9 protein-coding genes, 1 pseudogene and 1 CRISPR repeat array are annotated in these 15,501 nt (G+C 38.6%); all 10 genes and pseudogenes read right to left on the bottom strand.

The window, feature by feature from the left end; translation table 11 throughout:
* Positions 1–9: 9 nt before the first annotated feature.
* Entirely contained in the window at positions 10–1,716 is a 1,707-nt protein-coding gene (locus SRT_RS03285; protein ID WP_128833024.1) for a lactose-specific PTS transporter subunit EIIC, read from the bottom strand.
* A gap of 6 nt (positions 1,717–1,722) precedes the next feature.
* Positions 1,723–2,037, bottom strand: a complete 315-nt coding sequence (gene lacF / locus SRT_RS03280) for a PTS lactose transporter subunit IIA (protein WP_128833023.1) — start codon at positions 2,035–2,037, stop codon at positions 1,723–1,725.
* Between the two features lie 15 nt (positions 2,038–2,052).
* Entirely contained in the window at positions 2,053–3,030 is a 978-nt protein-coding gene (lacD, locus tag SRT_RS03275; protein WP_128833022.1) for a tagatose-bisphosphate aldolase, read from the bottom strand.
* Positions 3,031–3,034: 4 nt separating this feature from the next.
* A complete protein-coding gene (gene lacC / locus SRT_RS03270) occupies positions 3,035–3,967 on the bottom strand; it encodes a tagatose-6-phosphate kinase (RefSeq protein WP_128833021.1) in 933 nt (310 codons plus the stop codon).
* 14 nt (positions 3,968–3,981) lie between these two features.
* Positions 3,982–4,497, bottom strand: coding sequence for a galactose-6-phosphate isomerase subunit LacB (gene lacB / locus SRT_RS03265; RefSeq protein WP_002262464.1), 516 nt, complete (start codon positions 4,495–4,497; stop codon positions 3,982–3,984).
* Positions 4,498–4,522: 25 nt separating this feature from the next.
* On the bottom strand, positions 4,523–4,951 hold the full coding sequence (lacA, locus tag SRT_RS03260; protein ID WP_128833020.1) for a galactose-6-phosphate isomerase subunit LacA: 429 nt from the start codon (positions 4,949–4,951) through the stop codon (positions 4,523–4,525).
* 303 nt (positions 4,952–5,254) lie between these two features.
* Positions 5,255–6,010 carry a transcriptional regulator LacR gene (lacR, locus tag SRT_RS03255; RefSeq protein ID WP_128833019.1) on the bottom strand — a complete coding sequence of 252 codons (756 nt, stop codon included), beginning with the start codon at positions 6,008–6,010 and terminating at the stop codon, positions 5,255–5,257.
* A gap of 210 nt (positions 6,011–6,220) precedes the next feature.
* Positions 6,221–9,859: a helicase-exonuclease AddAB subunit AddA gene (gene addA / locus SRT_RS03250; protein ID WP_128833018.1), complete on the bottom strand. Its 3,639-nt coding sequence runs from the start codon at positions 9,857–9,859 to the stop codon at positions 6,221–6,223.
* Positions 9,849–13,091 (bottom strand): ATP-dependent nuclease subunit B, encoded by a 3,243-nt coding sequence (gene rexB, locus SRT_RS03245; RefSeq protein ID WP_128833017.1) that lies wholly within the window; start codon positions 13,089–13,091, stop codon positions 9,849–9,851. Before rexB ends, addA begins: the two co-directional genes overlap by 11 nt.
* 297 nt (positions 13,092–13,388) lie before the next feature.
* Positions 13,389–14,576: direct repeats of the CRISPR family, unit length 28 nt; unit sequence GGATCACCCCCGCTCGTGCGGGAAAAAT.
* Positions 14,577–14,599: 23 nt separating this feature from the next.
* A pseudogene (gene cas2e, locus SRT_RS03240) lies at positions 14,600–15,501 on the bottom strand (type I-E CRISPR-associated endoribonuclease Cas2e).

Genomic DNA, 15,501 nt, shown 5'->3' with positions numbered 1-15,501 from the left:
TGTGACCTCTCAATCTTTAAATTGTTCTTCCACAAAGGCAAGCGCTCCCTTGCCATCACGCGTCAAACCAATATATTGAGCACCTTCGGTCTTAGCTAATTTGATGCCAAGTTTATCCGTTTCTGCTTTCATATCCTCATAATTAGAAGCAACTTGCGGAGCCAAGATGACTAATTGGTATTGGTCTAAAATTTCGCGGTGAGCGCCATAACTTCCAGCTGCAGCCTTAACAGGGGCTCCGTATTCTTTCGCAGCTTTATTTAAAGCATTAGCTAAAAGACCGCTGGTACCGCCGCCGGCACATAAAACGAGAACATTTGTTTCTTCAGTGATAGTATTAACTGCTGGCTCTTCTTTAGATTCAGCACTTTCAAGGATAGCATCAGCTTTTTTCGTATCAAAGTTGGCTGCTACTTTTTCTTTTAAAGCATCAGATGAGCTTTTACCTTCAGCTTCTTCAGCCAAAATCTGTTCATCATAAACTTTAACAAAAGGATAATAAATGACAGTATCTACAAGGATTAAAAGTGCTGCAAGAACAAAAGATAAAACAGCAAATCCAGTTCCTAAGACAATGCCTATTGGCCCAGGTGTTGTCCATGGAAGATTAGCAAAGAAACTGTTCATTCCAAGGGTATCAACAAAAATTTTAAAAATCCAAACATTAACAATTGGGGCAAGAATGAAAGGGATGAAAAAGACTGGATTTAAAACAATAGGTGCTCCAAACAAGATAGGTTCATTGACACCAAAGAAAGTTGGCACAACAGAAGCACGCCCAATAGCCTTATTACGTTTTGATTGACATAGCCACATGAACATGAAAGGAACAACTAATGTTGCACCAGTACCACCCATAGTTACAATAAACATTTGAGTGCCTGAGGTAATCACTTTGTCAGCATGTTGACCGGCATGAATCAAATGTGCATTCAATTCAACATTTGAATACGTAATAGCTGCAATAGCCGGCTCAACAATGGAAGGACCATGAATACCGACAAACCAGAACAAGGCGTAAGCTCCAAAAATAATCGTAATACCAAGATAGCCATCGGCTGCTGAAAATAAAGGAGCAAGCAAGGTTCCAATTGATTCAGCCACATTTACTCCAATAACTGCCTTAATAGCTAATTGGATAGCATACAAAATGATAATGGAAAAAGCAAATGGGAAAATATCTTTAAACACTTGAGAGATATTTGGCGGTACCTCCTCAGGCATACGAATGGTGACGTTATTTTTAACACAGACCTTGTAGACATTAACCGTAATAAAGGCTGCAATGAAAGCTGTTAACAAGCCCTTAGTTCCCATAAAGGCACTCAGGAAACCACCTTCTTTGGCAGGATCTGCTGCCATGATTAAGAAACCAGCCATGGAAGCTAACATTGTTGAAATGAAGTTAATCTGGTTGGTTCTTTCTAATTGTCGGTTCATTGAATCCGTCAGTGACTTGGCCGTTGTACCAGCAACTAAGAAGCCAATAATCCCCATGGTATAGTTATAGGGTGTCATCAACATGTTTTCAATACCTTTTGGCCAAGTAAAACCAAAGATATTAGGAACATAAGCAATTAGCAGAAAAAGACTTGAAAATAGAATGACCGGCATTGCCGAAATAAACCCATCACGAATAGCACGTAGGTAAATATTACGCGAAATCTTTTCAAAGAAAGGCTTTCCTTTTTCAATTTGAGCAATCAATGTGTTCATATTATTTCAGCTCCCTCTTTTGTACAGTTCAATTAAATGTTTCATCAAATCTTTTAGAAGGACGGTCGTCATCAAGTGATCCTGTCCATGCATTAAGGTAACACTCAGTTCAATATCATCACCCTGTGCTTCCTTGGTCAAAAGGCTTGTTTGAGCCTTATGAGCATCAACAATACAGTTATCTGCTGCTGCCACAAGTTCTTCAGCCTTATCATAGTCGCCTGCTTGCGCTGCATTCAAAGCTTCAAGCAATTTAGAACGTGCATCTCCTGCATAAGCTACAATCTCAAACCCCAAAAGAGTCGCTTCTTCTCTGTTCATCTCTTTTCCACCTTTCTATCTTTCTTTCCAAGACGTTGCAGTTGCTTTTAAAACCTTATTCAGCTCATCAATATTCTTGAATCCTTCTGTACGAAGCCATTGACGAGCTGCTGCTTGGCCTTTTTCAATATAATCTTTAACTGAACCAGCCCATGTGGCACGTCCGCAAAGGACACCGTTAAAATTAGCCCCTGACTCTTTTGCAAAAACAAGCGTATCTTGGAATAATTTAGCCGAAACACCTGCACTCAAATAAATGTAGGGAAGCGGCGTTGCTTGATCTTGTTGTTTAAAGAAGTTTGCTGCTTGATCTTGAGTGTGAACAATTGGGCCGTCACCAAAACCTTCGACATACTTCATATTAACAGGAACCTCAACCTTCAGAACATCAATGCTAAAACGCTCATCTGAGAAGACTTTCATAGCACCAAGCACTTTATGAGGTTTTACTTTAGCATACTCAACGCTTGCAGCATCAGCAATAGTTTCATCATAAGCTAGAATTTCAAGGAAAAAGGGAATATCTTCTGTCTTACATTCAGAGCCAATACGTTCGATATAAGCTTGTTTTTGCTGATTAACTTCTTCATCACCATCAACATCATAGTAGAGCAAAAATTTAACTGCATCTGCACCTTGTTTTTTCAAACGTTTGGCTGACCATTCAGCCAGACAATCTGGCAAGCGCTTAGTGCTTGTTGTATCATAACCAGTCTTTTCATAAGCAAGGAGCAAACCCGCATTTTTATCTAAATGTTTTGCTGCTGGAAGACCGTATTCTGGATCAAGCAGCATGGATGATGCATAAGGTGTTAATTCTTCTGCTACTAAGACCTTCAGTTCTTCCATTTGAGCAACTGTTGGTTCTTGCGTTTGATACTGCGCCATTAAGCGCTTTAAAGCACCGCGCTGGTCAAAGGCTAAAGCTGAAATAATCCCGTTTTCATCACTAAGTTTTTCCATATAACTGCGCTTTTCTTGTGTTAATGTCATCTTTTCAAACCTCCGCTACCTCAATTTGTTGGTATAAATTAGCATAATTTTCTAAGTTAACGTGTCCAGTTAATTTTTCCTGAGCATTGAGCATACCAAGTGTATTTGCTTTTTTAAGCAGTTTCTCATCACTTGCTCCTGCAGCAAAAGCAGATGCAATCCCAGCTACTGTTGAATCCCCTGAACCAACTGGATTAAGGACTGCTATTTTAGGAATAGTGACCTTGTAGAATGTTTGACCATGCTTGGCAAAAGCACCTTGAGAACCAAGTGAGACAATAATCCAATCAATTCCTGAAAAGATAGAGCTAGCCAAAGCATGCTTTAAAACAGCAACATCATTTGTGATCTCCCGATTCAGAATTTGAGATAATTCTTCTGTATTGGGCTTGATAATTGTTGGTTTAGAAGTAGCATTTAACACTTCCAACAAAGCTTGACCTGAACAATCCAAAACAACGGGAACCTGATGCTGCTTGCAAATCGCAATCATTTGAGAATAATAGTCTGCAGGAACCCCTTTTGGAAGACTTCCTGAAATTGTGACAACTTCTAATTTTGGAAGTAATTTTTCAAAAAATTCAAGAAACCCTTTAGATTCTTTAGCGGAAACACGAGGTCCTTGTTCTAATATTTCTGTTTGATAGCCACCATGTAAAATAGCAATACAATTTCTTGTCTCTGCAGAAATCTTATAAAAAGAATGCTTTATGGCAGACTTATCAAGTTTCGCTTCTAAAAATTCACCAAGTTTCCCACCAATAAGGCCGCTAGCAAGGACATCGTCTCCTAACTGAGACAGAACACGTGTCACATTCAGTCCTTTTCCTCCGGGTGTTTTATGCGTTTCAATGACACGATTGACAGTATCAACCTTTAAGTCATCCAGCTGGTAAGCAATATCAATGGAAGGATTCATCGTAACTGTTAGCATCATAATGATAGCTCTCCTTAATCGTGATAGTCACCGCGATTCCACTTTTCTAGAAATTCATCAAAGAAATGCGGATCGGCTTGTTTATCATTATGTGCTTCTAAATGTTTGATCTTAGCAATTAATTTCTTATTTTCTTCTGTCGGTTTATACTGGGCTTTAATAAAAGCATCTACAATATCAAATAATAGCAGCTTACCTATAATAGCGCCGCCAAAGCTCACGACATTTGCATTAAGTTCTTCTTTTGAATACAGTGCAGAAGTCATATCTCTTACTAATGCCGTTCTAACACCCGGTACTTTATTGGCAGCATTACTTATACCTACGCCAGTACCGCACATACATACACCTAAGTCCGCTTCACCACTGCTAACTGCTTCGCCCACTTTTTTACCAAATATGGGATAGTGCGTACGTGTAAAGTCATAGGTCCCTACATCTAGAACTTCATAACCTTCTTCTTTTAGATGTTTAGATAGTTCCATTTTCACATCAGTAACAATATGGTCACAACCAATAGCAATTTTCATTTCTATTTCCTCACTCTATTTGTCTTTAGCACATTTTATTTAGCATATCTACACGGATTTGATGACGGCCGCCGTCATATTTAGCCTCTACAAAGTCCTTAACAATATTTTTAGCCAGTTCATCTCCAACAATTTCAGCACCAAGAGTAATGATACGCGCATTATTATGACCGCGTGTCATATAGGCTGAACGTTCATCAGACACTTCTGCTGCAATCATACCTTTGACTTTAGTAGCTACCATAAAGCTGCCCGCACCATAGGCATCAATTGCAATCCCCAAATTTTTATCATTTTTTTGCACTTCATGGACAACTGCTAAAGTTGAATCCACAAAATCCAAATCTTTCCTTTCAGCAACATCTAAAACTTCATGATTGTTGTCTTTTAAAAATGTTTTAATAACATCTTTAAGTCTTTTACCAGCTGCATCTGAACCAATAATAATTGCCATAGTCATTCTCCTTGAAATGATTTTTTAGTCAGAAAAGCGTTTTCGTTTTCTTTAGTTATAATATACTATAATTTGTTTAAAAAATCAACATATTTTTGTTTATTTTTTAAACATTTTTCCTATTATTTAAAAATATCTCCTTTCATTGTTGAGAAATCATGGCTTTTGTTTGAAGTTTGAGTGTTTTTACGCAAAAAAATAAGAGCCCGAGTCAGACCGCTATGATTGCTAAACAATCTTGAGGGTCTTCTCTCGCTCTCTTTGCTTATTTTACTTTCTGATCACTTTTTGTTATCTAACCTATTAGTTAATAATCTCAGTGTATTTGCTCAGTTTTTGAAGCTTATCGTCATCTTGACAATCTGTAATCAGAGCTGTTAATTGTGATAGCTGATAAAATGAGGTGAAATCTTCTTTTCCAATCTTTGAAGAGTCGATCAGCAAATATTTTTCAATTGCCCTTCCTAAAGCCATTTTCTGAGTATAGGCTTCTTGGAAACTTGATGTCATCACTTCATTTCCCTTGACACCATTGCCGCTGAAAAACATTTTTGAGAAATGCATTTTTTCTAAAACGATATTTGTTATTTCTCCAATAAAAGACTGAGTGATACTTCTCATTTCGCCGCCCAGTAAATGAACTCTAAACGTCTCTGATTGTTTTTGCGATAAGATCTGAAAAACAGGCAGACAATTGGTGATAACTTGCAAAGTCGTCTTATTGATCTCTTCAGCCAGCAGTTCTACAGTTGTTCCCGGTCCTAAAAAGATTGTATCTCCTTCTTCTATTAACTCAGCAGCCTTTTGTGCAATATAGTGCTTTTCTTCTATTTGCCGAGAATGTTTTTCTTCATGGGACATTTCTTTATATTGAAAGAAATTATTGCCTCTAGCCCCACCGTGAATACGTGTTAATACTCCCAAGCTTTCCAATTCAGTTAAATCGCGGCGGACAGTCATATCTGATACCTTTAATCGTTCCACAATTTCAGTAACCCGAATGGTTCCTCGCTTATTAATGAGTTTTGTGATTTCTTCTAATCGTTTTTCCTTCTTCATAAATACCTCTTTTCCTTCTTCTCTTTTATTATATAATATTTTTAACTTTTTTCGATATTCAAACATAAAACAAACATTACGTTTAAATAACAGTTATTTTCATCAATAAAAAAGAGTAGCTTAGTATACTGACCCCAAAAAGTTAGACAGAAAAAATCTAACTTTTGGAGTGCAGTTCATAGACTACTCTTTTTTGGAATGTGTTTGCTATTAAATTTCCACAACTTCTAATTTTTCACCACCTAATAGAATTAAATAGCTATCTACTTGTTGAATATTATAGGATTGACTCAAAGCTTGGGCATAAAGTGTCATCTGACCTCGGTAACGCTCTTTAATAGCTTGACTATTGGTGAATTTATCTGTTTTATAATCAAAGAGGACAATCCGATTATCAAATAGAATGTAACCGTCAATAATTCCTCGTACGACATAGTCTTCTCCGCTTTCAGGATCCTCTTGCAGCATAGCAAAGGGTGCTTCGCGATAGACCTTGTCAACATTTGCTTGAATGAGTTTTCCCAGTTGGCTGGTCTGGAAAAAATGCAAAATCTTATCAACCTGAATAGCTTTTTTGACACTTTCTTCTGCAGATAGTTCTGTCAGAGCAGTTAAAATATCTTCAAGACTAATCCGTTCACTCAAATGAAGCCGCTGCATCAGTTCATGAACACTTGAACCAAGAGCTGTTGGATCTTGCTTCGCCTTTTTTGAAAATTGAGGCAGCTCAAACTTTGGTTTAGTCTGATAGGAAGTTTGCATCACCTCTACACCTTCAGTTTCCATAATAGGTTCATAAAATTTTTTGATCTGACTTGGCGTACGAACAGTTGGCAAATGAATAGCAGCCTTATAGTGCTGATTTAATTTTTCAACTGCTTCTAACATATCTAAAGCACGCGCAATATCCTCTGATTGCCGATTATCCTTGAGATTATCCGCATCATAAGCCTGCTCTGATTCCAAACTTCCCATTTTATCTTCTGTTAAGTCTTCATCCGTTATAAAACTTGTTTTAAAATGAAGTTCATCGGCAGCATAAGCAGTTTCAATCGCCAAAAGCCAATCCTGAAAAGTTAAGTAGTGTTCACGATCAGCTACTGGCAAATGATTGTTTTCGGATTTGCCATCGTACTTGTCCCCTAATTTTTCCTGACTGCCTTTTCCGACCAAGTAAAGTTTCTTTTCGGCCCGTGTCATGGCGACATAAAGCAATCGCATTTGTTCAGACAGAGTTGCCAGACGAAGCTCACGTTTATTCAGTTGATAAGGAAGAGTATCCATGCTGACTTTAACTGTCGGTAATAATTTTTCCCCTAATTCTTCTTTCATATCAGCAACATACTTGATACCAACACCGTTTTGCCGCGATAAGATTAAGGGTGATGTCATATCTTGAATGCTAAATTTTTTATCACTATTAAGAATAAAGACATATTTAAATTCCAATCCTTTACTCTTATGAATCGTCATCAGCGTCACTGCATTTTTAGGTAAAGCGACTTCAACATCAGCCAAGTCATTTTGGTTTTCTAAAATTCTATCAATCATGCGAATGAAGCGCGACAAGCCCTTAAAACCTGTTTTCTCAAAGTTATCGGCACGCAGAGCTAGAGCATAAAGATTGGCTTGGCGCTGTTTCGCTTTTGGTAAACTTCCCACATAATCATAGTAAAACTTATCATTATAAATTTTCCAAATCAAATCATAGAGCGAATTTAAGAGACTAAACTCACGCCAACTAAGGAAAGTTTCAAAGAAAGCATCCAATTTAGCAGACAATGCTTCTGTGACCAATTGAACTTGCTGGCCTTGACCCTTTCTGGCATTCTCCATCTTTTCATAAAGATTTTGTTTGTGTCGATCTGGTAGATTTTGCAGAGCTAGACGAGCCAAGTCATCTTCGTCAAAAGCAAACATAGGTGAGCGCAAAAGAGCTACTAGGGCATAATCATTGAGAGGGTTATCAATAGAACGAAGGGTGTCCAACATGACCATGACCTCCACTGATTTCAGATAGTTTTGTTCACCACCATCAGTAACCAAAGGAATGCCATAAGCATCAAAGGTCTGCAAGATACCATCATTGCGTGTCCGCGATGAGACGAGCAAAGTAATGTCTTCAAACTGAACCTCTTCTTCATTATGAAGACGAATAATCTCCTTAGTAACCAATTTAACCTCACCTAGACTGATTTGATTACTATCATCTTTTGCAGCAAGGTCTTGATTTTGCTGTTCCTTTGTATCATAAATAAGGACTTGCGTTTCATTTTGCGGATAAGGAATTTTTTGAGCTGGATTGCCAGCCACAAGCTGATGGGTATCATCGTAGAGAATCTCGCCCACCGTTTCATCCATAAGGTGCGTAAAAACACTATTGGTAGCATCTAAAACTTCTGACTGACTACGAAAGTTCTCTTTTAGAAGAATAAGCTTCCCATGCTCTGGATGTTCTTGAAAATCCTTAAATTTTTGATTAAAAATCTGTGGATCTGCCTGACGGAACCGATAAATAGACTGCTTAATATCCCCTACCATGAAGCGATTGCGGCCATTAGATAAAAGCTCCAACATACGTTCTTGGGTATGATTATTATCCTGATACTCATCCACCATGACTTCGTGATACTTATCTATATAAAGCTGACGAATAGCATCATTTTCTTCTAAAATCTGGATAGCAAAATGTGCAATATCTGAAAACTCAAAGGCATTTTCCTGCATCTTTGCTTGCAGGTATTGTTTTGAAAAATCAAGAGCAAAAGATTGCAGCACTTGCAACAAAGGCAGACTTTGACCCTGATACTTGAAAATTGTTTCCAAGTGTTTTAGGTCTTTTAAGCGACTGTGCAGACTGCGAAAGACAGGATATTTAACACCTGCTACCGTCACATCATTACCAGATGGAAGGAGTGCTGCAATGTCATTTGCTAATTTTCCCAGACCATCTCGCCCATAAAGACTGTCAAAATGCAGGGCCCAGTCCTGCAGCTGCTCAATCGTTTTAAGGTGCTTCTGATAAGCTGCCGTTGGCGTTCCCTTAGCAGTTGTTTGCTTGTAATCTTCTAAATCTGTCACATCACGAAGAGCGAGAGCAGTTTCCTGCAAAGTCTTCAAAAAATCTTTCACTTCTTGCTCAGGAATAGCTGAAAAATCTTTATAAGTCTTGGCCCCTTTTAAGAAATTTTCCAAAAGCCATCTTTGAGGATTATCGGTTGCCTGACTAAAATCGTAAATCTTGTAAATGATTTGTCTAAAATTGCTCGAATCTTTTCGATTTCCGGCAAAATTCCTAACAAGCTTAGTGAAAAGCTCTGCTTGATCGCCAGTTCTGTAATCGGTAAAAAGATCGTCAAAGACATCATTTTTAAGAAGATCCTGCTCGCTTTTATCTTGTAAAATTCGAAAATTCGGTGAAATTCCCAAGGTATAGCCGTACTGTGTCACTAATTTTTGGGTAAAGGCATCCATGGTTCCAATAGCTGCAGTCTGCAATCCCAAGAGTTGTTCGCTGAGAAATTGTTTGAGGGCAGTGTCATTTGTCAAACGCAATTGCTCGGTGATTTTCTTTTCTAAACGCTCCTTAAGCTCACCAGCAGCCTTAACGGTAAAGGTGGAAATAAAAAGCTGATCAATCGTTACACCACGCAGAATTTTATCCATAATCCGCTCAATCATCACAAAGGTTTTTCCTGAACCAGCAGAGGCAGAAACCAAAATATTGGTTCCTGAAGTGTAAATAGCCTCAATTTGCTCAGGTGTTCGTTTTTGTTTCTTATCAGACTGTGCTTCTTGAATTTGTAAGGAAGCTATTTCTTGATCTGTTAAAAATGGTTTAAAGGTCATTGCCTTCCTCCTCTTTCCGCGACTGCATTAATGTTAAGAAGCCCTGACGTTTTTCCTTGCGTGGCAACTGATAAAGTTTACGAGCATAAGACATGTGGCGATCTGCTTCAAAATGTGTAATAGCCTTCAGCTGCTCTCCCTGAACGGATTTACCATCTTGACTGTAAGGATTGATGAGAAAGTGCCCTTTTCTGATTTGCTTTGCGGCACTGCGATAGAGTCTTTTATTATGATTAAGTAGCAGATCAATTTCTCCCTGACTATAGACGGCATCATGCAAATGGTATTTCCCATTAGCCAGATGTGCTTTTTCATCTTCTAAAAAGAGTCCCCTATAACTTAAATCCTTATGAACCGTTTCCGGAATTTTTTCGATGGATTTCATATTGGCTAAATCAGTTTTAGGTTCCTGCATATGCAGATACATGGCTCCAAAAATCTTATCTGTCTTATTCAAATCTTTACGAGATCGAAGGGCTTCTATATAAGTCACTAGCTGCGGACTGAGTCCATTGTAAAATGTTTGCAGATCAAAGGTATTTTTACTTGATTTATAATCAACAATTCCTAAACTGCCATCTGACAAGCGATCAATGCGATCAATAACCCCTCTGATTTTAACAGCCTGATCCAGCATTAACTCAAAAGCTTCTTCTTCACTTTCTGCCTGAACAGGATTATCCCCTTTTAAAATAGCAGCTGTGCTACGAGCAATATCTTCTAAAATACCCAAAGCATAGCGGCTTTCCTCATCTTCATTATAAACCAAGCGAAAGCTATTCTCATGGTTGGTTGTATCAATGGCACGATTTAATTTACTGTCAAAATCATCAGCAGACTGATCTTGCATGACCAATTCAAACACACGGTGTAAATAAGTCCCATGATTTCTAGCGTCAGGATGAATTGTTTCAAGTTCTTGCAAACCCAGAACATATCGCAGGAAATAGAGATACTGATTATTGTAAAAAGTTGTCAGAGCAGATGATGATAGATTTAAAGGTTGATCTGTTGGAAAACGTGCTGCCATAACCTCTGCAGCAACCTGCTTGGTCTGCATCTTGTCATTCACTTCAGGAATCGTAAGCCCTTCTTTTGTCAATTTTTGGCGTAAATAGCGAACCGCAACTGACCAAAAGGTCTGCTCTTCTTTAGATAATTCTCGATCAATAGCAGAGCGATTCAGCTCGACCACGCGCGACAAAAGCGCCTTGTAATTGCCAATATCTTCTGGATCTGCAGCCAAACGATTGCGGCCCTTTTCGACAACTGGCACTCCCATCTCTTGCAATTCAAGCAAATAGGAGGAGGTATTATCCTCTGCCTCGTTTAAAATCTGCGGCAGGGTTAAGACTAATTCCTGAGTGGCCGCATTGAAGAGTGACAGGGCGGTGAAGTGATTTTTCTTGAGATTTTCTTTAGTGACAATATCAAAACGACGATTATCCGGGGTTGCTTCATTGATTCTTGCACGTTCCTCATCCGAAATAAGACTCTTATTTTGGGCAATTTTAGGAAAATGAGACTGGGTCATTCCTAAGGCAAAAACAAATTTATTGCTATGAGGCTCCACCAAATCATAAGACTTAACCGTCACAACATCAACACTGGCAGGAACCGTTCGATAATCAGCCGCCAGCATGCCGCTGCGTAAGAGTGACAGAAAATCAGCCAACTTCATTTTTTCCTGTCCAAAAATCGCATGAAATTGCTCTAAAATAGCTGTAAACGTTTTCCAAACCTGCTCGTGCTTTTCCTGCTCAATGTCACTGACACCTTGGATTAATTTTGAAAAATTATGCGCTAAAGAAATAGCTTCTAAAAAGTTGGTCAATTTTTGTAGGATACTGTCTCCCTTTTGAGCCTGTATTTTAACCAGTTCTTGTAAAGGTGACATGACTTCTGTTCGCAGTTTATTTAAGGCTTTTAGATCAAATTGCCCATGATTATCTAGAGTAAAGTCCTTGAAAAATTTCGCCTGCCCCTTAATATCAGCATAAATGACATACTGCTCCAATTTATCTAACTGATTTTGCCTAATTTTGCCATATAGGCCTGATTTGAGCAGATTCATGACATCCTCAGCACGAAAATTATAACGTTTAACCCGCTCCAAGGAATCCACAAAATGAACCAGCGGATGCGAACTCATGGACTCCGCCTTACCAAAATAATAGGGAATTTCATACTTATCAAAAATCTTGCCAATCTGCAGTTTGTAGGCATCCACATCTCCAAGAAGAACTAAAATATCCTTATAACGATGCCCCTCATAGAGTTTCCGGCGAATACTCTTGGCAACATGCTCTACTTCTTCTTTTTGATTAATGACATCCCAAATAGTTACATGTTCCTTGTCCTCATCCGTCAAGACCAGCTGACTGTCCGAAAAATCATGACGACTTTCAAATAGCTGAGAAAGTTTGGTAAAGGCAGGCAAAGCTTCTTGCCTTGATGTGACATATTCAGGTTTGGCTTGAAATTTACCAGCCAAACCACGAATGAAATCAAGGCTAGCCTGATAGACATTCCCATTTGAAAAAGTTGAACGATAAGCTTTTTGACTAATATAAGTCCCAATGATAATGTCAACACCTTTTTCATGTAACAGTCCTATCAGATTTTCTTCTTCAGCAGAAAAACGGGTGAAGCCATCAATAACAATTGTCAAATCCTGTAAAGCCATATCTAGATGACCGGATTTGATCTGTTGTGCAAAGAAGGCAATCTTACTTTGATTATCAAAATGGCCAGCACTTAAAATGGTTTCGACCTCAGTAAAAATCTTAAGCAAATCTTCCTGCTTTTCAGCCGAATTTAGCTGATTTAATTCTAAGACAGTCAGATTAGAAGCCTTGAGTTCTTTATACAAATCTACTAATTGATTGATAAAATGAGCATCTTGCTTAAGACGCCCAAAAACACGCAAATCTTGGTCTGAAAAGCTGGATAAAGCACGATAAAAAACCATGGCAAGTCCATTATCATCAATGGTTTCGCCCTGGTAAATATCATTTAAAACAAAATAGCGTGCCATTTGCGCAAAACGCGTAATGGTAATAGCAAAGGAAGCACGCTCAGGCAGGGTCTCCAAAACAGCTCGCTCCTTCTCAAAAGACAAGGAATTGGGAGCAATATAAAAGACCCGCTTGCCAGCCTTAGCAGCCATTTGTGCTTCCTCGGCCAAAATCTCTGTCATGTTGTATGGAATGTCGGTATATAAAAGTTTCATTATTACCTCTATCAGATTGAAATAATTGGTAAGCCTGTCGCTTCTTTATATTATCACAAAATTGATCAAAAAATATTCGTCTCATTATAATGATTTTAGAGTTTACGACTAAACATTTTCCAATTCTTTATAATTCTTAATCTCTATTATCTAATATTTTACTTTTATTGTCATCCACTTAATATATATTTTTTGATTTTCTTCTATCCAAAAGAATCAATTTCAATCGGTCTAACATCACAAGTCTGTATGTGCAGGTAAAACATGATTTCTGTATCTGATTCGTTGTTGTCACTGGGAACACCCCCGCTCGTGCGGGAAAAATTCCCCAAAACTATTTTCATACTTTACCACTTCGGGATCACCCCCGCTCGTGCGGGAAAAATTCCCCAAAACTATTTTCATACTTTACCACTTCGGGATCACCCCCGCTCGTGCGGGAAAAATTTGAGTCAGAAACTGGCATGTCTAGAGCAACTAGGATCACCCCCGCTCGTGCGGGAAAAATAACCAGTCCCTGACCAAAAGATTGATGACCTAAGGATCACCCCCGCTCGTGCGGGAAAAATTCTGATTGCTTATGTTTAAGTGCTTCAATCTTAGGATCACCCCCGCTCGTGCGGGAAAAATTCTTCAGGCACACCTGCTTCCTCAGCAAGAGCAGGATCACCCCCGCTCGTGCGGGAAAAATTTTTGCAATTTTAGCCTTTCTCACTCGCTCTTGGGATCACCCCCGCTCGTGCGGGAAAAATTAATTGGATAACTTTTCTTGAAATCTAATACTGGGATCACCCCCGCTCGTGCGGGAAAAATTACTTTAATGATAAATATTTTGAGAAAAATTCAGGATCACCCCCGCTCGTGCGGGAAAAATAGACTACCAAGAGTTTACAGACTATCAAATCAGGGATCACCCCCGCTCGTGCGGGAAAAATCCATGAGCTACATTTTGAAAATGATATTCCCAGGGATCACCCCCGCTCGTGCGGGAAAAATTAATATTCTTCTGTATCTTCCGCTTGAATAATAGGATCACCCCCGCTCGTGCGGGAAAAATCAAATCAGTGTATTTAAGCTGTTTGAAAAGTTTGGATCACCCCCGCTCGTGCGGGAAAAATCAGCTTTTACAGTTGCTTCCAAGTCAAAGTATCGGATCACCCCCGCTCGTGCGGGAAAAATGTAAGTGCTACCGAGTTCAAAAAGGATATTACAGGATCACCCCCGCTCGTGCGGGAAAAATACTAGTTTTATAACTTTTTGGAACATCAAGTAAGGATCACCCCCGCTCGTGCGGGAAAAATTTGTATAACGTATTGCATACCTATCTCCTTTTAGGATCACCCCCGCTCGTGCGGGAAAAATAAGCCCAGATTATGGTGCCGCAAGAGTATGTGGGGATCACCCCCGCTCGTGCGGGAAAAATTTTCACATAGAGGTGTTAGTAATGAAAATGGTGTGGATCACCCCCGCTCGTGCGGGAAAAATACTAAAAGATCTCAATAAAACCGCTACTTCTGATTGATCCTTTTCAAAAATTTATTCATTTTAGTTGACAAGTCATAAATCAGTTTAGAATCTTGAAGAGCTCTGTGAGGCACCTCATCCTCTATTTCATATGCTTTTAACACCGTCTGCAATTTATAATTATCTAAAAATAATTTTTCTTTTTAGCATATTGCATTAAATCATAGACTCTATTTTTCAATAAAGGCTGATCTAATTCTTTCAACTTTTTATTGATAAATTTTATATCAAAATCTATCCCATATCCGACAAGATCGTGATTTCCGATAAATTTCAAAAATTCATGAAGTATAACTTGAATGTCTTTACCATCACGATCCAAAAGTTCCTGACTAATTCCTGTTAATTTCGATATCTGTTTTGGTAGAATTTTATCATATTTCACGAGATAATTAAACTCTTCCAGTTGAGAAGGGCCGATCTTAACAGCACCAATTTCTATGATGCTATTTTCATTTTCATCTAGCCCGTCTGTTTCAATATCTATGACCACATAAGGTGCTGAAGAGAAATTGCTATTTTTAGAAATACCTGAATACTTCCGTATTTTTCTAAACTTAGCAGCATGACTAAAACCTAAATTCATTTCTTCTTTGATGTTATTGTTGGAATTAGGCAGTTGCACTAAAGGGATTCCTTCAAAATCAATGACCTTCCTTTGGGCATTCATCGTGTCAAAACAATACCCAATCTCATTTCGATAGGAAAAGCTCAGCGTTGCCTCACCATTGCCTACGCTATCTTTTACCCTGCTCCATAATTGCTCTCTGACCTTTGTATTAAAATTACCTACATAGACACCTGTGGCAATCTCTTGCATCCATTTTGTCAAATCGCCTCTTAGAGATAGCGGTGCATTTTTTACAGTTATGACAGTAAGTGGCAT

It is taken from the genome of Streptococcus troglodytae (assembly GCF_002355215.1).
Taxonomy (GTDB): Bacteria; Bacillota; Bacilli; order Lactobacillales; family Streptococcaceae; genus Streptococcus; species Streptococcus troglodytae.
Note: the sequence above shows the minus strand (reverse complement) of the source record. Positions and strands in the feature narration are given on the sequence as shown.

Bases quoted from the DNA above. Each gene is read 5' to 3' on its own strand.
- lacR (WP_128833019.1), bottom strand. From the start codon at position 6,010: ATGAAGAAGGAAAAACGATTAGAAGAAATCACAAAACTCATTAATAAG.
- addA (WP_128833018.1), bottom strand. From the start codon at position 9,859: ATGACCTTTAAACCATTTTTAACAGATCAAGAAATAGCTTCCTTACAA.
- lacC (WP_128833021.1), bottom strand. From the start codon at position 3,967: ATGATGCTAACAGTTACGATGAATCCTTCCATTGATATTGCTTACCAG.
- rexB (WP_128833017.1), bottom strand. From the start codon at position 13,091: ATGAAACTTTTATATACCGACATTCCATACAACATGACAGAGATTTTG.
- lacB (WP_002262464.1), bottom strand. From the start codon at position 4,497: ATGAAAATTGCTATTGGTTGTGACCATATTGTTACTGATGTGAAAATG.
- lacA (WP_128833020.1), bottom strand. From the start codon at position 4,951: ATGGCAATTATTATTGGTTCAGATGCAGCTGGTAAAAGACTTAAAGAT.
- lacD (WP_128833022.1), bottom strand. From the start codon at position 3,030: ATGACATTAACACAAGAAAAGCGCAGTTATATGGAAAAACTTAGTGAT.
- SRT_RS03285 (WP_128833024.1), bottom strand. From the start codon at position 1,716: ATGAACACATTGATTGCTCAAATTGAAAAAGGAAAGCCTTTCTTTGAA.
- lacF (WP_128833023.1), bottom strand. From the start codon at position 2,037: ATGAACAGAGAAGAAGCGACTCTTTTGGGGTTTGAGATTGTAGCTTAT.